The sequence below is a fragment of the Phaeovibrio sulfidiphilus genome (genome assembly GCF_014861485.1).
Taxonomy (GTDB): Bacteria; Pseudomonadota; Alphaproteobacteria; order Rhodospirillales; family Rhodospirillaceae; genus Phaeovibrio; species Phaeovibrio sulfidiphilus.
Window position 1 is genome coordinate 381,322 of the sequence record NZ_JACZHT010000002.1, and the last position, 17,476, is coordinate 398,797.

The 17,476-nt window shown below is 65.5% G+C and carries 13 protein-coding genes; 7 read left to right on the top strand and 6 right to left on the bottom strand.

The features are described from left to right. Window positions 1-5: 5 nt before the first annotated feature. The gene (locus tag IHV25_RS04590) at window positions 6-1,316 is read right to left on the bottom strand and encodes an RsmB/NOP family class I SAM-dependent RNA methyltransferase (protein WP_192533922.1); all 1,311 of its coding nucleotides are present in this window, start codon (window positions 1,314-1,316) and stop codon (window positions 6-8) included. Window positions 1,317-1,319: 3 nt separating this feature from the next. Next, window positions 1,320-2,327, bottom strand: coding sequence for an NAD(P)H-dependent glycerol-3-phosphate dehydrogenase (locus IHV25_RS04595; protein ID WP_192533923.1), 1,008 nt, complete (start codon window positions 2,325-2,327; stop codon window positions 1,320-1,322). Between the two features lie 469 nt (window positions 2,328-2,796). On the opposite strand from IHV25_RS04595, the gene IHV25_RS04600 reads away from it, so the two are divergent. Together IHV25_RS04600 and IHV25_RS04605 are read left to right on the top strand one after the other, a co-directional pair. Further along, complete coding sequence (locus IHV25_RS04600) at window positions 2,797-3,603, top strand: VPLPA-CTERM sorting domain-containing protein (protein ID WP_192533924.1); 807 nt, start codon at window positions 2,797-2,799, stop codon at window positions 3,601-3,603. Further along, complete coding sequence (locus IHV25_RS04605; RefSeq protein WP_192533925.1) at window positions 3,600-4,400, top strand: hypothetical protein; 801 nt, start codon at window positions 3,600-3,602, stop codon at window positions 4,398-4,400. Before IHV25_RS04600 ends, IHV25_RS04605 begins: the two co-directional genes overlap by 4 nt. A gap of 327 nt (window positions 4,401-4,727) precedes the next feature. On the opposite strand, the gene IHV25_RS04610 is transcribed toward IHV25_RS04605, so the two are convergent. Continuing rightward, window positions 4,728-6,323 carry a peptide chain release factor 3 gene (locus IHV25_RS04610; protein WP_192533926.1) on the bottom strand — a complete coding sequence of 532 codons (1,596 nt, stop codon included), beginning with the start codon at window positions 6,321-6,323 and terminating at the stop codon, window positions 4,728-4,730. 198 nt (window positions 6,324-6,521) lie between these two features. Here IHV25_RS04610 and IHV25_RS04615 point away from each other — a divergent pair, with 198 nt between their 5' ends. Then, complete coding sequence (locus IHV25_RS04615) at window positions 6,522-7,508, top strand: ABC transporter ATP-binding protein (RefSeq protein WP_192533927.1); 987 nt, start codon at window positions 6,522-6,524, stop codon at window positions 7,506-7,508. Beyond that, window positions 7,505-8,347, top strand: a complete 843-nt coding sequence (locus tag IHV25_RS04620) for an ABC transporter permease (RefSeq protein ID WP_192533928.1) — start codon at window positions 7,505-7,507, stop codon at window positions 8,345-8,347. The genes IHV25_RS04615 and IHV25_RS04620 overlap by 4 nt, the downstream gene beginning before the upstream one ends. A 627-nt stretch (window positions 8,348-8,974) precedes the next feature. On the opposite strand, the gene IHV25_RS04625 is transcribed toward IHV25_RS04620, so the two are convergent. After that, window positions 8,975-10,168, bottom strand: coding sequence for a hypothetical protein (locus tag IHV25_RS04625; protein WP_192533929.1), 1,194 nt, complete (start codon window positions 10,166-10,168; stop codon window positions 8,975-8,977). Window positions 10,169-10,788: 620 nt separating this feature from the next. Here IHV25_RS04625 and IHV25_RS04630 point away from each other — a divergent pair. Next, the gene (locus IHV25_RS04630; protein WP_192533930.1) at window positions 10,789-12,186 is read left to right on the top strand and encodes a flagellin N-terminal helical domain-containing protein; all 1,398 of its coding nucleotides are present in this window, start codon (window positions 10,789-10,791) and stop codon (window positions 12,184-12,186) included. A gap of 323 nt (window positions 12,187-12,509) precedes the next feature. Here IHV25_RS04630 and IHV25_RS04635 read toward each other — a convergent pair whose 3' ends face one another. Then, on the bottom strand, window positions 12,510-12,983 hold the full coding sequence (locus IHV25_RS04635; RefSeq protein ID WP_192533931.1) for an Rrf2 family transcriptional regulator: 474 nt from the start codon (window positions 12,981-12,983) through the stop codon (window positions 12,510-12,512). Then, entirely contained in the window at window positions 12,980-13,483 is a 504-nt protein-coding gene (locus IHV25_RS04640) for a GNAT family N-acetyltransferase (protein WP_192533932.1), read from the bottom strand. Before IHV25_RS04640 ends, IHV25_RS04635 begins: the two co-directional genes overlap by 4 nt. 941 nt (window positions 13,484-14,424) lie before the next feature. Here IHV25_RS04640 and IHV25_RS04645 point away from each other — a divergent pair. Both IHV25_RS04645 and IHV25_RS04650 read left to right on the top strand, forming a co-directional pair. Then, on the top strand, window positions 14,425-15,345 hold the full coding sequence (locus IHV25_RS04645) for a TSUP family transporter (protein WP_192533933.1): 921 nt from the start codon (window positions 14,425-14,427) through the stop codon (window positions 15,343-15,345). Between the two features lie 11 nt (window positions 15,346-15,356). Continuing rightward, window positions 15,357-17,354: an autotransporter assembly complex protein TamA gene (locus IHV25_RS04650; protein WP_192533934.1), complete on the top strand. Its 1,998-nt coding sequence runs from the start codon at window positions 15,357-15,359 to the stop codon at window positions 17,352-17,354. Window positions 17,355-17,476 lie beyond the last annotated feature (122 nt).

Below are 17,476 nucleotides of genomic sequence, written 5' to 3' on the forward strand. Positions count from 1 at the left end.
GGCCGTCAGTCCCGGGTCAGCAGGGCCACGAAGAACCCGTCCATGCCCCCGGCCTCGCCCAGGTGGAACGGAAACAGGCGGATGTCGCCTGCGGGCGTGAGCACCGGGGTGTCCGGCAGAAGGGCCGAGGGATCAATGGCCTTGCGGCGCAGTCCCTTATGACGGGCAAGGGCGGCCTCGACTCGGGGCTCTCCCTCCTCATCCTGAAGCGAGCAGACCGAGTAGACCAGCGTGCCGCCCGGCTTCAGAAGCTCGACGGCGCTGTCGATCAGCGCATCCTGGATGGGGTTCAGGTCGGCGGGTGTTCCCGCGCCCTTGATCCAGGCCAGGTCCGGGTTGCGCCGCAGGGTGCCGGTGGCCGAGCACGGGGCATCCACAAGGACGCAGTCAAAGGGCCCGTCGGAGGCGGGGGGTCTCCAGCGCGCCGCATCGGCGCAGATCACCCGGACATCGCCGCCCAGGCGGGTGCGCTTCAGGTTGTCGCGCAGGCGCGCAAGGCGGGCATCCGAGCGGTCCACGGCCGTGACCCTGGCTCCGGCGGCGGCGAGCTGGAGGGTTTTTCCTCCGGGTGCCGCGCACAGGTCCAGGACCCGCAGGCCCTTCAGGTCGCCCATGAGGTGGACGGGAAGGGCGGCGGCCGCATCCTGCACCCACCACTCCCCCTCGCGGAAGCCGGGAAGCCGGGGCACATCGTGGGGGCCGGCAGGCATGCGCACCGATCCCCAGGGCGTGACGACGGTTCCGCCCAGCTTCTCGGCAAGGGCGGCCGCATTGCCGTCGGCGGGGGTCAGGTCCAGGCGGGCCTCCCTGGCGGAGGCGCGGGCGATCAGGGTCGCGGTTTTCTCTCCCCAGGCCTCGGTCCACGCGGTGGTCAGCCACTTCGGGTAGTCCAGCAGGGGGTCGTTCATGGCCCGCATCTGGCGGGTGCCCTCGGCCGACACCTTCCGCAGCACGGCGTTGATCAGGCCTGCATATCCCTGAAGACCGCGCATCCGCGCCGCCTCCACGGCTGTGGCCACGGCTGCGTGGGCGGGAGTGCCCAGAAACAGCAGCTGGGCAGCGCCCAGGCGCATCAGGTGGCGTGCGCCGGCCGCCCGCTTGGGAACCGGCTTGTCCAGGTAGAGCTTCAAAACGGCGTCGAGGCGGCCCATGTGGCGGAACGTGGTCGCCACAAGAAGGCGCACAAAGGCCCGGTCCCGAGGGCCGAGCGCCCGGGTCGCCCGGTCGAAGGCGTCATCGAAGGGGACACCCTCGCCCAGAACGTCCAGCAGGATGTCGTGGGCGGCGGCGCGCGAAAGGCTTGCGGTCTCGGCCATTGCTCAGCCCAGCTCGGAACGGAGCGGACGGTTCAGCAGGCCGGCAACGGCGCTGTCCACGTCGATCAGGCCCTGCAGCAGTTGGTCCACTGCCTGGCAGATCGGCATCTCGATCCCGTGAAGGGCTCCGCGCTCCACCACGGCCCGCGCCGAGTGGACGCCCTCGGCCACAGACCGGCGCTTGCCCATGATCTCGTCAAGGGCTCCGCCCTGTCCCAGGCCGTACCCCACCGAGAAGTTCCGGGACTTGGTCGACGTGGCGGTCAGGATCAGGTCTCCCATGCCGGACAGGCCGGCCAGGGTTTCCGCCTGGGCGCCCAGGGCGCGGCCAAGGCGGATCATTTCCGCAAGGCCCCGGGTCAGAAGCGCCGCGCGGGCGTTTTCCCCGAGGCTGCGCCCCTCCACGATGCCGCAGGCAATGGCGAGCACGTTTTTCACGGCGCCGCCGATTTCGGCGCCCACCGGATCCACGGACACATAGGGACGGAACGTCGGGGTGCTGATGGTCCGCACGAACTTCTCCGACAGCGCGATGTCGTGGGCGGCCACGGTCACGGCGGACGGAAGCCCGAGGGCGACCTCGTGGGCGAAGGTGGGCCCGCTCAGGACCATCTGGGGGATTCCCGGCAGAACCTCGGCGGCGACCTCGGTCATCATCATGCCGGATTTCTGCTCGATCCCCTTGGCGCACAGCACCACCGGAACCCCGGCGGGCCAGCGGTCCGCGAGGCTCTCCAGCACGCTGCGGAGCGCCTGGGCCGGGCAGACCACCAGGACCGCCTCCGCGTCGGCGATGATCTCCAGCAGGCTTCCCGAGGCCCTCAGGGTCGGCTCCAGGGGCACGCCCGGAAGGAACAGGCTGTTGACATGGTTGGCGTTGATATCGCCGACGACCTCGGTCTCGCGCGCCCACAGGGTAACGGACCGGCCGGCACGACACAGCGTCTGGGCAAGCGCGGTTCCCCACGCCCCTCCGCCGATCACACCGAGTTTTTCAAAAACTTCGCTCATGGGAGTGCTTTATAGCGGGTTTGCCCGTCCGGGGGAAGACGGAAACCGGGGGCAGGACACGCTCCGGGCACGGGTTTGGGGGCTGCACCGGCCGGGGCCGCCGCTCCGGATTGCGGGTGCGCGAACCGTTTCGGGGGCAGTGGCTGTCATGGGGCCCCAGCGTTCCACAGGCTGGAGGACTGGGGCTGCACAGGCACAGGGGCAGGGGCTTCCGGCTGCCCTGCCGGCCAACACCCCTTCGGGTCGAGGTTCATCGAAAATGCGCCTATGGGATGTAATTCATCTTGACCGCACAGGCCGTCCCGAGCAGTCTCAATTCACAGACAACACAACGATAATGAGCGGTTGCGCTTGCTGCTCTCCCGGGGGCCCGGTGGCAGGTCGTGGCCCCGCGCGGGGGGAGGGCCCGAACGAACCACCCGAGGCAGGATCCGGGCAGGCGCACCCTTTGCCGGGGGAAGGAAAAATCATGAACGGAATTCTCAAATCAATCAGGGCCCGCTCCGTGGTCCCGCTTCTGTTTCTTTCTGTGGCTCTCGGAGCGATGCTGGTGCCCTCGTCCTCCCGGGCGGCGGACGACACCTACTTTCACCGATTTGAGAGGGTGACGGTGAACACGTCATACGGTTTCTCGGGCCGGCTTATGGTTGGTCGGGACGTTGGTCCACCGTGGAACCCCGAGGTAACCCCGGTCAGCCAGATTCAACTTGATGGCGGAATGATCCACAAGCTTCCTGTGCCGGGGGGTGGGACCGACTGGAACAAGAGCCTCGGGATCCGGCTTGAGGTTCCGCTCACGCTCGTAAAGCCTATGGCTCTGAAGCTGAGACTGTCGATTCCCGAGTATCGCATTGCTCCCGATGATTATGTGCCCTTTGAGGGCGAGGGGATTGTCTTCAATATCAAGGGGCGCGGTGTGGATTGGTCGCGTTCCATCTCGAGTGGCCCGGCACTGAACGAGTGGGAAACCCACAAGCTGGCGTATCTGGAACCGGGAGAGTATGTCCTGTCCATGTCGGGAGTGGTCGGTGGTTTCGGGGACCGATCCGTGAATGCCTGGTCGTTCAGCGGGAACTTTCTCATGTTCAGTGTGGGAGTTGTCGAGACCGATGTCCCCCTGCCTGGCGCCCTGATTCTTCTGGGCACGGCTCTGGCCGGGGCGGGGGCGGTCGCGCGCCGCAGGCACCGGGCGGTGGCCGGGACCGGGGGGCGGAAAAGCCCCTCCCGGCCCGGATGCCCACGGGCGCAGTCCCAGCCGGGGAAGGAAAAATCATGAACGGATTTGTCACGACGATCAGGGCCCGCTTCGTGGTCCCGCTTCTTTTTCTTGCTGTGGCTCTCGGAGCGACGCTGGCGCCCTCGTCCTCCCGGGCTGCGGAGGACACGTACGTTTATCGGTTTGAAACAGTGAACATGTATCATTCCTATGGGCTTATTGCGGGCGCCCTGTATGTCGGGCACAAGTACGAGCGCTACGGGGGCGGAGAATGGTGGAGCTCGACCAGCGAGTTGCGATTCAACTTTGTTGAGCACGACGACTGGAGCATGCGCTGGCCCAGCATGAGCCTGCCCTCGCCGTACAGGTATCCGGACTGGGACAACAAGCAGAATATCCGTCTGGAGATTCCCTTTACGCTTCACAAGGCCATGGGGCTGGAGTTCGGCGCGTCGAATCCCACGGGGGCCCGAGGCAAAGATCTGTACATGGACCTCCCGGGGAACGGGCTGACCTTTACCCTGCAGGGGCCCGGGGTGAACTGGACGGGCGTCCTGGATGGCAAAGCGGGCATGGGGGATCTTTCGGCGGTCTGGGCCTACCTGGAATCGGGCGACTATGTTCTCTCCCTGTCGGGAACGATCGGCGGTTTCCTGGACGGTTCGCTGGATGGTCTTGATTTCCGCGGACAGTATGCCGGGTTCAGCGTGACGTTCAGCGATGTCCCCCTGCCGGGCGCCCTGGTTCTTCTGGGTACGGCTCTGGCCGGGGCGGGGGCGGTCGCGCGCCGCAGGCATCGGGTGCGGCCGGGAACTGGAGCGGCGCACCCCGCTGACCCGGGGCAGGGTCGGATCTGAGCCGGCCGCGCAGGCGGTCGTTTGGGCCCGACAGCGGCGCACAGCCGGAGGTATTGCCGGAAATATCGCTGTCAATGCGGGGTGCCTGAAACGGGGGAGGCCTGGTGCCGCGGTCAACAGGGCCCCGCCGCCCCGGCGCCCGGCCCCCGTCTTCCTCCCCACCGTCCGGGTTCCAGACCCCGGCGTTCCAGACTCAGGGGGTCCAGACTGCGGGGGTCCAGACTCCGGCGTTCGGCCGCCCGAGACTCACCGTCCGCCTGTCGTGCGGGCAAAGAAAAAGGCCCGGCGGTGTGCCGGGCCCTTTTTGTTGGCTGATGGGGGCAGACCTTACAGTCCGGTGTGCTCCTTGGTCTTGTGGAACGAGACCTTGGGGTAGTCCTCCGCCGCCCGGTCAAGGTGCCAGGCGTTTCGGGCCAGAAAGACCGGATCGCCGTCGTGGTCGTCCGCCAGGGCCCCCTGGTTCGCATCCACGAAGGCTTTCAGCACCCGGGGATCCTCCGCACTCACCCAGCGGGCCGTGTAGAGCGTGGTCGGCTCGAAAATCACGGGCACGTCATACTCGGTCCGGATCCGGTCCGCGAGGACGTCGAACTGCAGCGGTCCCACCACGCCCACGATCCAGTCCGCGCCGATCCGGGGCTTGAAGACCTGGGCTGCGCCCTCCTCGGCCAGCTGGGACAGGGCACGGCCCAGATGCTTGGCCCGCAGGGGATCCTTGGGGCGCGCCTTTTGCAGCATTTCCGGGGCAAAGCTGGGAATGCCGGTGAAAAACAGGGACTCGCCCTCGGTCAGCGCGTCGGCAATGCGAAGCTGCCCGTGGTTGGGCACGCCGATGATGTCTCCGGCGAAGGCCTCCTCGGCCAGCTCCCGGTCCTGGGCCAGGAACAGGGTGGGCGCGTGCATGGTCAGCTGCTTGCCCGTGCGCACATGGGTCAGCTTCATGCCCTTCTTGAAGTGCCCCGAGCAGATGCGCACAAACGCGATCCGGTCCCGGTGCTTGGGGTCCATGTTGGCCTGGATCTTGAAGACAAAGCCCGTGACCTTGTCTTCGTCCGGCAGAACCTCGCGGGTGGTGGTGTTCTGGACCCGGGGGGAGGGCGCCATCTCCGCGATGCCGTTCAGCAGCTCGCGCACACCGAAATTGTTCACGGCCGAGCCGAAAAACACGGGGGACAGGTGCCCGGCCCGATAGGAGTCCCGGTCGAAGGGCGGACACAGGCCGCGCACCATCTCCACATCCTCCACCAGCTTTTCATAGGCGTGGGAGGGCAGGCGGTCCGCCAGCTTCGGGTCATCCAGCCCGGTGAACTGTTCGCCCTCCTTGGGCAGGGCGCCTTTTGCGCCCTTTTCCATCAGCACCAGCCGGTCCGACAGCAGGTCATAGCAGCCCAGGAAGTCCCGTCCCATGCCGATGGGCCAGGTGGCCGGGGTCACGTCCAGAGCCAGGGTCTGCTCGATCTCGTCCAGAAGGTCCAGGGGCTCGCGCCCGTCCCGGTCCAGCTTGTTGATAAAGGTGATGATGGGGACATCGCGCAGGCGGCAGACCTCGAACAGCTTGCGGGTCTGCTCCTCGATGCCCTTGGCCGAGTCGATCACCATGACGGCGGAGTCCACCGCCGTGAGCGTCCGGTAGGTGTCCTCGGAGAAGTCCTCGTGCCCCGGTGTGTCCAGCAGATTGAACGCGCAGCCGGTGTAGTCGAAGCTCATGACCGAGGACGCCACAGAGATGCCACGCTCGCGTTCCACCTTCATCCAGTCCGAGTGGGCGCGTCGGGCCTCCCCCCGGGCTTTCACAGCGCCTGCAAGCTGAATGGCGCCCCCGAAAAGCAGCAGCTTTTCCGTCAGGGTGGTCTTGCCCGCGTCAGGGTGGGCGATGATGGCGAAGGTCCGCCGCTGGTCGATTTTGTCGGAGATGAAGCTCATGGACTGGGGCCGGAAAACAGGAAGTGACGGAAAAAAGTATGGACAAGGGGGAAAACCCGCCTTAACCGGTTCTGTCGGCAAGGGCCGCGGAGCCCCGGTCCGGGCAGCGGGACTTTCGCAAGGCCGGGCCCCGATTACCAGCTTTTTTTCCCGGCAGTGTCCGGAAGCCCCCGTCGAGGGGAAAACAGGCAGGCGGAAATGATTCGTATTCGTGGACTGTCGTACGTTTACGCCCTCGGGCGCTCCCGCGAGGGGCGCACGGCGCTTGACGGCCTTGATCTTGATATCGCGGCCGGAACCATGACCATCCTTGCCGGACCGAACGGGTCGGGCAAATCCACCCTTTTTCGTCTTCTTTCCGGTCTCGCGCTGCCTTCCCGGGGCTCGGTCGAGATTGGCGGGTTCGACCTGTTTGCGGCTCCGGCCCAGGCGCGGGCCCTGCTGGGCGTCGTGTTCCAGTCCCCGGCCCTGGACAGGCATCTGAGCGTGGAGGAGAACCTCTCCCTGCACGGAGCCCTGTTCGGCCTTCGCGGGCGGGTGCTGCGCGACCGGATCCGGGAGTCCCTGTCCTGGAGCGGCCTGACGGATCGCCTGCCCGACCGGGTCGGCACCCTGTCCGGCGGTCTGGCCCGGCAGGTGGAGCTGGCCAAGGCCCTGATGAGCGCGCCCTCCGTCCTGTTGCTTGACGAGCCCACCACCGGCCTGGATCCGGCGGCGCGGCGCTCGTTTCTCGAGCAGCTTGCTCGCCTGAAGCGCGAGCGGGAGATGACCATCCTGATGACCAGCCATGTGTTCTCGGAGGCCGAGAACGCGGACCGGGTGGCGATCCTCTCCCAGGGGCGCCTGCTGGCCCATGACACCCCGGCTGCCCTGTGCGGACGGCTGGGGCGCAACGTTTTGGTGGTGAACACCCCGTCCGAGGAGCGGGCCCGCGCCCTTCTGCCCTCTGTGGCGGAGCGGCTGGGCCATTCCTGCGTGCTGTGCGGCAGCGAGATCCGCCTTGAGCTGGGGCGCGACGAGCCCCCGGTTCCGCTGATCGATGCGGTGCTGGACTCGTTCCGTGACGAGATCACGGGGGTCGCCGTGCGGGAGCCGACCCTGGATGACGTGTTTGTCCACCTGACCGGCGCCGGCCCCGGAACCTCCCCCTTCGTGCCCAAACCGCAAATGGATCTGGCATCATGACGTCCCCGACCCCGTTTGCCGGAACTCCGACGTTCCGCGCCACAACCCGCGATGCGACCCTGGCTCTGGCCCGGCGCGACCTGCTGCGTTTTGTCCGGCAGCCCGCCCGGCTGGCGGGAACCCTCGGGCAGCCCCTGCTGTTCTGGCTGGTGCTGGGGGCGGGGCTCTCGCCGTCCTTTGATGCGGGGACCTTCGCCGGCGGCGGCATGACCTACACCGAGTACTTCTACCCCGGCATGCTGGCCATGATGGTCCTGTTCGCCAGCGTCTTCTCCACGATCACCCTGATCGAGGACCGGGACCAGGGCTTTCTCCAGGGCGTGATGGCGGCGCCCGTCTCCCGGCTGTCCATCGTCATGGGCAAGGTTCTGGGCGGCACCATGGTGGCCATGATCCAGGCCTCGATCCTGCTGCTGGCCATCCCCTTCATGGGGTTTCACATCGGCCCCGGGTCCGTGGTGATGATTGTGGTGACCCTTGCGGTGCTGTCAGTCGCCTGCACCGGGTTTGGATTTCTGGTGGCCTGGTCCATGGAGTCCACCGCAGGCTTCCACGGGGTGATGATGCTGGTCATGATGCCCCTGTGGTTCCTGTCCTCGGCCCTGTTCCCCCTGGAAAGTGCGCCCGCGATCCTGAAGGGGGTCATGTATGTGAACCCGTTCACCTGGGCCATGATCCTGCTGCGCGCCCCGTTTTACGGCGGTCCGCTGGAGTGCTTCGCCGACACCCGGTATCTGACCGCGCTGGGGATTACGGCCGGTGTGGTGCTGCTGATCCTGTGGGGCGGGGTCCGGCGTGTGAAGCGCCGCGAGAAGGGGCTGCCACTCGCCCGGGGCTGAGAGCCCCCGCGTCGGCCGCTGTGGCGGTCCCCCGTGTCGGGCGCCCGGTGTCTTGTCGTCGGTCCCCGGCTGTGGTGCGCGGGGTGCCCGGCAGGGGTGGTTCGGCTCCGGGTTCAGGTCCGTAAAAATCTTTTCATTTTCCGATAGTTGTTGGCGAGACCTCACGCGGACTGACAGGTCTTCCCAGTCCGGTTTTCCCGCCCTTTCAGGGCCTGTTTTCGGCTTTTTTTGGGGGTGGGGCGTCCGCCTCCGGGCGCGCGCCGCGCCCGCAGGGATCGGGTCCGGTTGCGGCAAGGAAACGGGGCGGCCCCCTCTCCGAAGCCGCCCCTTCGGGCTTTGGGAACCGGGTGACGATCCGGTCCCCTGCCGTATTTCATCCTTGCGGATCCTGGCTCCGGCAGCGGCCCGCCCGGGGCTGCCACCGGAGTTCCCGTCCCCGTTGCCGTTCGGCATCCTGCCTGCAGTCGGGACGGGAGCCGGGGGCGGACTGTTCCCGCTCCCGGTGTCTCACCGGCCGGGCCTGTTCGGGGCGCGGTCGGAAAGGGTGGGCATGCTGGTCTCGGGCCCGCACGCCGCTGGCTTCAGGCCGGGAAGCCGCTGGCTTTTCAGGCCAGGAAGTCGCTGGCCTCAGGCCAGGAAGTCCACGAACGGGTTGTTCTTGCTGTAGGCATTCAGCGTGGACTGGAACATCTGCACGTAGGCCTGCTGCTGCTGGCTCATCATCGCGTAGTGCTGGGCCATCACGTCGTACTGGCGCTTGTAGTCGTCCTCGAGCTCGAGCTGGTCGACATACTTGAGGCTGGCGATCTTCTCGCGTTCCTTCGCGATCCCCTGAACGTCGTCCGAGTAGGCCTTTTCGGCCTTTGCGACGCTCGCCTGGTCATTCTCCAGGGAGGTCTTTGTCATAAACACCTTCGAGGTGGCCATCGACAGGTCGTCGCGCATTTTCGCGAGATCGTCCGGGTTGTTCACGTCGTAGAGGAACGAGGGGGCAACCCCCAGGCCGCCCTGTTTCAGGGTGCCGGTGATGGTGACCTCTTTTCCGTCCGCGTTCGTGTAGGCAAGGGTGACGGTGTCGCCGTTGCGCTCCTTGACGGTCAGGTCCTGGAAGGAGACCGAGTCCCCCTTTCCGCCGCTGGCCTGCGGATTGTACTGGTTGTAGTCATCGTAGTGGGTGATCTCGCCGGCGGAGCCCAGGTTTGTCGAGGTTCCGTTGTAGGTGGGAACCCAGACCGAGCCGTCGTCCATCTCGATGCGGAAGTCGGACCCCAGGAAGGCCCCCTTGATGGTGGTGTCCTCGGGTGAGTTCACAGTCGGCCGGTAGCTGACCGAGTTGGGAGACCAGTCGCCCCAGTTCTGGGGAGAACCGATGAGGTTGTTGTCCGAAGAGTAGTCGTTCGCGGCCTCATTGATCTTCGCCAGCGCGGTATCATACTTTTCCTTGTAGTATTCGATGTCGTCCTTGTTCCCCGCTTTCACGGCGTCTTCAATGCCGGTGACCGCGGAGCGCATGTCCAGAAGGGATTTGTCGATATCATCAATGCCCTTCAGACCTTCCTCAAGGCCGGTTTTTGCAGCCGCAAGATCGCGCATGACCGTGTAGATGCGCTTTTCGTCCAGATCCAGTCCCTGGGTCTGGGTGTCATACTTGTCGCCGATCTGCTGCTTCTTGTCGTTCATCTCCTCGAACAGCCGCACCGCCTGCTGCTTCAGACCGATCTGCGCAAAGGGATTGAGCGCCGAGGTGTTTGCGGTCAGCGGGTTGGGCGGGCCATTGGAGGTATCGGGCATCAGCGATGCCAGAAGGGGTGAGATATTCATTGCTTGAGTCTCCCCGGGCGTTCTGCCCCTCGACCTCCTGCCCCTGTCGTCCGGGGCGGGGAGGCCGACTTTTCGTCGCAGGGGGTATATCGGGGGGCGGAGCCCGCAGGTCCAGAATTCTGTCCGCGAATTCACACAAGGGTTGAGTGCCCGAAGCCGCTTCGGGGCGGTCCGTCTCCTCCGCCCGGGGCTGTGCGGGGCGTTGGGCGCGGCGTGGACGGGCCGGAAACGGCGCCCGGGAGCGCCCGGTTTTCCCTGTGCCCCCCCCCCCCCTGCGCCGACGGGGTTCTGCCGGGGTGCAGGGAGTGCGGTTTCCGGGCGGGGCAAGCCTGCCCCCTGTCCGCCGTTACACGCAATAAAATACCATAGATCTGTGTGTATTTGATTACGAGAAAGACACGTTTCAAGAAAAACAATTCAAAATCAATGAGTTGCGTGGGTGATTTTGGGTGTTTTCGTGCTCTGGAACCGGGTTCAAGGGTTGCGCCGGCGTTTTTGCCCCACCACATCTCGGACCAGCCGCGCACTGCGGACATGCCTCCCGGGCTCTCCGGGGGCAGACGGGCGCTCTGAATGAGGCCCGCCATGAAACACCACAGATCCTAGAAAGGGATTGAACCATGGCAAGCTCAGTAACGCTTTCCTCTGCAGCAATGTCGAACCTTCTGGCGCTGCAAAATACGCAATCGCTGGTTGATCGCACGCAGAACCGGCTGTCGACCGGCAAGGCCGTCAACTCGGCTCTTGACGACGCGATGGCCTTCTTCAAGAACCGTAACCTGACCAACCGGGCGTCCGACCTTTCGGATATCAAGAGCGATATCCAGAACGGCGTGAACGTGATCAAGGAGGCCGTTGACTCGCTGGAGCAGGTCGACAGCCTTCTGAAGAGCGCCAAGGCAGCCGCCCAGTCGGCCCGTGCCGAAAAAGACGCAAAGGTTCGCGAAAACTACATCAAGCAGATCAACGACAACCTGGGGCAGATCGTCCAGCTTGCCGGTGATACGAACTACGACGGTATCAACCTGGTACAGGCCGTTGACAACGTCGATGTGAACTCGGATGCCGGTAAGGCCGCCCTGAATGTGGTCAATGCCGATGTCCGAAACCAGTATGCCGGTGACGCCTTCGACAAGGCCCTGAAGGAAAAAGGCGCGGACTTCTTCGGAACCGCGACCCCCCCCGACGGCACCACCTTGAAGATCGCCGCGAACACGGACTACGGTGTGGCGGACTCCGACATTACCAAATCGGGTGGTGGCAAGTACATCACCTCGGAAACCAAGTCGGCAACGGACCTGGGTGAAGCCACCCTGACCGCCGGCAAGGTCTACAAATCGGGCGACAACTACTACCTCGCGACCGATGACACCTCCGCAGCCAAGATTGACATGGCCGCGGTGCGTGATGACTTCATCAAGGCCAATGCCACGACCCTGGTGGCTGATACGGATCTGACGGACCCGACCAAGAACGCTCTTGGCGCCGACACCTACAACACGATCCGGCAGACGGCCGTCAACGACGAGGTTGCCGCCAATCAGGACAAGTACTCCGACAAGCAGGGCTTCATCGCCCCGGAGCGTCTGACGGTGATCTTCTCCGAGCAGGACAAGAACCGCAAGATCGACGTGCAGGCCCGGGCTCTTGGCTCGATCCTGACCGGTCTGGTGGACGGTACCAAGGCCAAAACCGTGTCGGCCAAGGACTGGGTCCGCACTGACGGAACGGTGGATACCAACAAGATCGACGACTTTATTGCCACGGTCGATACGGCCCGCAGCCAGGTTCGCGCCTACGCTGCCGAGCTGGGTAACTACTCGTCCATCATGTCCATCCGCAAGGACTGGACCGACAACACGGTGAACACCCTGAAAGGCGGCGCGGCCGACCTCGTGAATGCGAACATGAACGAGGAATCCGCGAACATGCTGGCCCTGCAGACCAGACAGCAGCTGGGTGTGATCGCCCTGTCGATCTCGCAGCAGTCCGACCAGGCGGTGCTGCGTCTCTTCTAGGGCGCGCGCCCTCCCGGAGGGGCTTTTCACGAACACCGGCTTTCGGGCCGGACCGGCGAGCGGGGAAACCCGCTCGCTTTTTTTGTGCCCGGGGCGCGGAGGGCTGCGATGGGGACTGCCCGGGGCGTGGGGTAAGCGTGGGACCTGGGGTAAGCGTGGGGGCCTGGGGTGCGCGTGGGGGCTGGGGTGCGCGTGGATCCGGTGCGGGGCCCGGTCGCCGGTTCCCGCGCGTCCGGTATCGCGTGCCGGAACCCCCGGTTCGGGAGTCCGGATCCGCAGCCGTTTGGCTCCGGTTGTGGCGCCGGTTCAGGCCCCGGGAGGGGTCAGGCCCGGGCCCGCAGGGAGGCCGTCAGGCTGGCGCCCGGAGCGCTGTCCTCCTCACGGCTGCCTCGGGCTCCGGCCCGTGCCAGCGTGTGGAAGGTCATGGAGGCGAGAAGGGCGGTTTGCAGGCTGCCCAGTTCCTGGAAGAAGGCGTCCAGGGCGGCGCTTTCCGCCGTGCTGCCCAGGATCGGCTGCCCCGCTCCATTGGTGCCCGCCCGCGGTGTCGGCTCGAACACCGAGATCACGTCATGCAAGGTCACCTTGCGGCCCGGGGAGGCCAGGCGGTAGCCACCGCCGATGCCGCGCGAGGCCTCGACAAACCGGGCCTTGCCCAGCTCCCGGAGCACCTTGGCCAGGTGGCTGAGGGGCAGGTTGTGCCGTTGGGCGATCTCGGAGGCCGATACGGACTCATCCGGGCGGGCCGTCAGTTCCAGCATGGCGATGAGGGCATACAGGGTAGAGGTCTGGAGTTTCACGCGCTCAGCCCCTTCTCGAACTGGATGTACCCTCCGGTTTTCATCCCCAGCTGGCGGCAAAACGCCATGGGGGTCTCGGCACCGCCAACGCAGGGCACCATCATGCGCACGTTCCGGGCACCGTCGCCGAGAAAGCGGGCGCACAGGGCCTCGAACAGGGCAGTGCCCACGCCGTTGCCCCGGCACGACGGCGACACAAACAGGGCCGACACGCAGGCATAGGGGGCGCTGGTGTAGTCCAGGGTGCGGACCTCGCCCAGGGCGAAGCCCACGCAGCCTGCCTCGGTGGTGGCCACCAGGAAGTGCCGGCGCGGGCGTCCGGTGCCGTAGCGCTTGAAGTACTCCCGCCAGCGGTCCATCCCGAATTCGGAGGTTTCGCGCAGGGGGGCGTTGGCGTTTGTGGCGTCAAGCCGGGAGACCGCCTCGATGTCGCTGACAAGGGCCGGCCGAACGGAAAACGCCGGCGGGCCGGAGGTCCGGCACAGGGTGAGATTCGACATGGTGTTCCAGTCCGTTGTTTTTCTTTACTTGTTTTCGGCACTGACACGGCGTCATGTCTGAAGGTATGTATGCCGAAAGTGGGTGTTCGCAGGGGCTGCGGGGCACCCGGTTTCGGGCTACGCATGAACCGATGTATACACAACTGAACAGGGAGGGCAAGTTATGTTTTTCTACTCATCGGTCAGGCCCCGGAAAGGTGGGCCGAGTCCCGCCAATTTCGGCGGCGCCGGGGCGGGGCTGCGTGGACGGGGCGCGGCGTTTCACCCGGGACTGGAGATCCGGAGCGAGGTCGTAAAGCCTTAAGTCTGTATTTAGTATAATCAAAACGACACGATTTGCGTCACGCGCGTTCCTGGTGCTCGTTTTCCCGGTCAGTGTGTGTAGGGGCTGGTCTGTTTTTCTTGTTTGTAATGGTGCTGACCTTGATTTCCCGGCCTCCGAAAAGGTATATATTGAGTTAACGGACCGGGATTTTTCACCATATGTAGTTGTTGTTACCAAATCTGGTGTACTTTTTCTGGTCCTTGTAATCCGGTCAAAAGGAGTGGAATGCAGAGGCATGGTCGAGATACTTCTTGTCGTGTTTTTGTTCGCTGTTGCTGTGCGAATTGTCGATGGGAGGCTTGGCAGGCGCCGGGTCCGTCTTGATGGCGCCTTTCATCGGGCGCGCTATGCTTCGGCGCTTGAAAAAAGGTACTGATTTCCGGGTCTTCCCGGTGCAGTCCGATGGAAAAAAAGGGGCCTCGGGCCCCTTTTTGCGGTTTTTTCGCAGGCCCTGTTTGTACTAGACTTGGAGGGTCTGCTTTTCCTGGGTGTTTCCCCGGGCAGATCCTTCCCGAGCCGGACCGCCGGTCCTTGCTCCCGTCCTGGCCGTTCTCCCGTTCGGGGGGGCGGCGTCTTCCCTTCCGGTGTCTGCCGGTTCCACCCTGGATGGCGCGCGGTGCAGCTGTATCTTCCTATCGCCGAGATGGCCGTTAACGTTTTTCCCGTTCTCGGCATGGGGGTTTTCGTCGGCTATCTGTCCGGCCTGTTCGGCGTGGGGGGCGGCTTCCTTCTCACCCCCCTTCTGATCCTGTACGGCGTGCCCCCGGCTGTGGCGGTCGGAACCCAGGCGAACCAGATCGTGGCCTCGTCGGTCACCGGTGTGATTGCCCACATGCGTGCAGGCAATGTGGACGTGCGCATGGGGCTGGTCCTCAGCGTGGGTGGTCTGTTTGGCGCGGCCCTCGGGGTCTGGCTGTTTTCCCTGCTGCGCCATGCGGGGCAGGTGGACACCTTCATCTCCATTGGCTACGTGGTGTTTCTGGGGTCTGTGGGCGGGCTGATGTTCTTCGAGAGCCTGGCGTCCTGGTTCCGCCGCGCCCGCTCCGGGGGCACCGCGCGGTCATCAGGGCCGCGGCGGCGCTGGATGCACCGCCTTCCGTTCAAGATGCGGTTCCGCCAGTCCAAGCTCTACATCAGCGCCCTTGTGCCGCTCCTGGTGGGGTTTGTGGTTGGGGCTTTTGCGGCCATGCTGGGCGTAGGCGGCGGGTTTCTGATGATCCCGGCCATGATCTACATCCTTGGCATGCCGACCCGCACGGTTGTGGGCACCAGTCTTCTCCAGATCATTTTTGTGACGATCATCACCGCGATCTTGCACGCGGCCATCAACCACACGGTGGATATCTTTCTTGCGCTGCTCCTGATTGCCGGAGCCGTTGTCGGCGTCAACTGGGGTGCACGGGCGGGAACCCGCCTTCGCGGCGAGCAGCTTCGGGTTCTGCTCGCTCTTGTTGTTCTGGCGGTTTGTGGGAAACTGGCCTACGATCTTGTGGCCACCCCGGAGATTCTGTTCTCTCTTGAACCCGCCATTCAGTAAAGCGACGGACCATGACCGTGGAGAATGCCCGGCCCGACGCGGCTCCATTCCCCTCTACATCGACACGAAAGAGCCGGCGCCCGGGGTGTGGCGTCCTGCTGGCGGGCGTCGTGGCCGCCGCCTGGTGGAGCGCCCCGAGCGCGTCCCTTGCGGCCGGATCCGCACCACTGTCCGAGCCTCCGCCCGTCTCATCCTCCGCCTCGGATCCGGAGCCCTCGGCCACGGGCGGGCGCCCGGGGAAGGCGGGGTCATCCGGCGCCTCGGTTCCCTATGATCTCAGCCTGAATGCGGGTAAGGGCGGCGGCGACCTTGAGGACTTCCTGCGGTCCGTCTCGCGGATGGAGACCCTGAAGGACGAGCCCCCGGCCACCCTCGAGGGCCTGCGCCAGCGCCTGGATGTGGACCTTGAGCGTTTTCGCGAGGCGCTCCGCTCCCGTGGTTACTATGCGGGTACGGTGGAGGGGGCAATCCGTCCGCCGGAGCGTTCGGGGCAGAACGCGGCGGTGACGGTCCGTGTGGTTCCCGGGCCCCGCTATACCCTGTCGCGCGTGATCCTCGAGCCCGCCGGCGGTGCGGACGGAAAGGGGGGCGGGGACGCGGTCCCGGGCTCTCTGGCGTGCGGACCCGAGGCCTCGGGCCTCAAGACCGGCGAGCCGGCCGAGGCCTCCCCGGTCCTTGCGGGCAACCGGAAAATCGAGACCGCCCTGAAAGAGGCCGGATACCCCTTTGCCGAGGTGGTGGACCGCAAGGCGGTGGTCGATCACGACACGAAGACCATGGAGGTCACCTACGTTGTGCGTCCCGGGCCTCTGGCCACGTTCGGAACCTTGGGGGTGTCCGGAAACCGGGAGGTGGACAGCGGGTTCTTCCAGAAAATGCGCCCCTGGGAGACGGGAGCCCCCTACGACGAGCGCCAGGTGCAGACCTTCCGCAAGCGTCTTTCCGAAACCCGCCTTCTGGCCACCATCGAGCTGGGGCCGGTTCCGCCCGTGGACGGGGAGGGCCGGGTTCCCATAGACCTGAAGGTGACCGAGGCCCTGCCCAGGACCCTGTCCGGGGGGCTGTCCTGGGCCACGGACAGCGGCTTCGGGGCCACCGGGCGCTGGGAGCACCGCAACCTGTTTGGCAGCGGCGAGCTTCTGCGGCTCAATATTGTCGCGGGCTATATCGAGCAGACCGGGAGCGTGTTCTTCCGCAAGCCCTATTTCATGAGCCCCCGCCAGAACCTGACCGGCACCTTTTCCTTCGGGCGCAAGGAGTACGAGGCCTACTCCGGGTACGAGAGCAGTGCCGGTCTGGGGATCGAGCGCACGTTTCTGGACCACTGGCGCCTGTCGGCGGGGTTCCTGTTCGACATGGGGCACCTGACCTGGCCCGAGTACGGGGACAAGAAGTCCTTCAACCACATTCTGGTGGGCGCGCCGGTGCAGTTCGCCCGCGATGACACGGACAATCTGCTGGACCCCACCACGGGGACGCGCCTGTCCTTTCTTGTGACTCCCTATTCGGGCAAGGTGGAGAACGACGACACGAGCTTCCTGTCCATGGCCGTATCCGGGTCGGGCTACCTTTCGTTTTTCGACAAGCGCCTTGTGGTGGCCGGGCGGGCGCGGGTGGCCTCCATCACCGGGGCCGGTCTGTCGCGCATTCCGCCGAACCGGCGTCTCTATGCGGGCGGGGGCGGGTCGGTCCGCGGGTTCGGGTTCCAGATGATCGGGCCCCTGGGGCCGTCGGGGGATCCCATCGGCGGGCGCTCTGCGGTGGACGGCGGCGTCGAGTTCCGCATCAAGATCACCGACACCATCGGTGTGGTCCCGTTCATCGAGGCGGGCGCCGTGGGTGAGGACTCGTTTCCCTCGTTTCAGGAGACCGTGCGGGTCGGAACCGGGCTCGGGGTCCGGTACTATACGGACTTCGGTCCGGTTCGGGTGGACTTCGGCGTGCCGGTCAACCGCCGCCGCGAGGACGACAGATGGCAGATCTACGTAAGTCTTGGGCAGGCGTTCTAGATCGTAATTACACAAGGGTGCCGGACTTCGGAACGGGTCCGGGGCCCCGAACGGATCTGCTCCGGCCCGGCCCGGGGGCCTCGCATCCTGTGGCGCGGTGCGTCGGGTGTCGGAGGATCCCA

Excerpts from the sequence above, each read along its gene's own strand:
- IHV25_RS04595 (WP_192533923.1), bottom strand. The coding sequence starts at position 2,327 with ATGAGCGAAGTTTTTGAAAAACTCGGTGTGATCGGCGGAGGGGCGTGG.
- IHV25_RS04615 (WP_192533927.1), top strand. The coding sequence starts at position 6,522 with ATGATTCGTATTCGTGGACTGTCGTACGTTTACGCCCTCGGGCGCTCC.
- IHV25_RS04630 (WP_192533930.1), top strand. The coding sequence starts at position 10,789 with ATGGCAAGCTCAGTAACGCTTTCCTCTGCAGCAATGTCGAACCTTCTG.
- IHV25_RS04600 (WP_192533924.1), top strand. The coding sequence starts at position 2,797 with ATGAACGGAATTCTCAAATCAATCAGGGCCCGCTCCGTGGTCCCGCTT.
- IHV25_RS04620 (WP_192533928.1), top strand. The coding sequence starts at position 7,505 with ATGACGTCCCCGACCCCGTTTGCCGGAACTCCGACGTTCCGCGCCACA.
- IHV25_RS04610 (WP_192533926.1), bottom strand. The coding sequence starts at position 6,323 with ATGAGCTTCATCTCCGACAAAATCGACCAGCGGCGGACCTTCGCCATC.
- IHV25_RS04605 (WP_192533925.1), top strand. The coding sequence starts at position 3,600 with ATGAACGGATTTGTCACGACGATCAGGGCCCGCTTCGTGGTCCCGCTT.
- IHV25_RS04590 (WP_192533922.1), bottom strand. The coding sequence starts at position 1,316 with ATGGCCGAGACCGCAAGCCTTTCGCGCGCCGCCGCCCACGACATCCTG.
- IHV25_RS04650 (WP_192533934.1), top strand. The coding sequence starts at position 15,357 with ATGACCGTGGAGAATGCCCGGCCCGACGCGGCTCCATTCCCCTCTACA.
- IHV25_RS04640 (WP_192533932.1), bottom strand. The coding sequence starts at position 13,483 with ATGTCGAATCTCACCCTGTGCCGGACCTCCGGCCCGCCGGCGTTTTCC.
- IHV25_RS04625 (WP_192533929.1), bottom strand. The coding sequence starts at position 10,168 with ATGAATATCTCACCCCTTCTGGCATCGCTGATGCCCGATACCTCCAAT.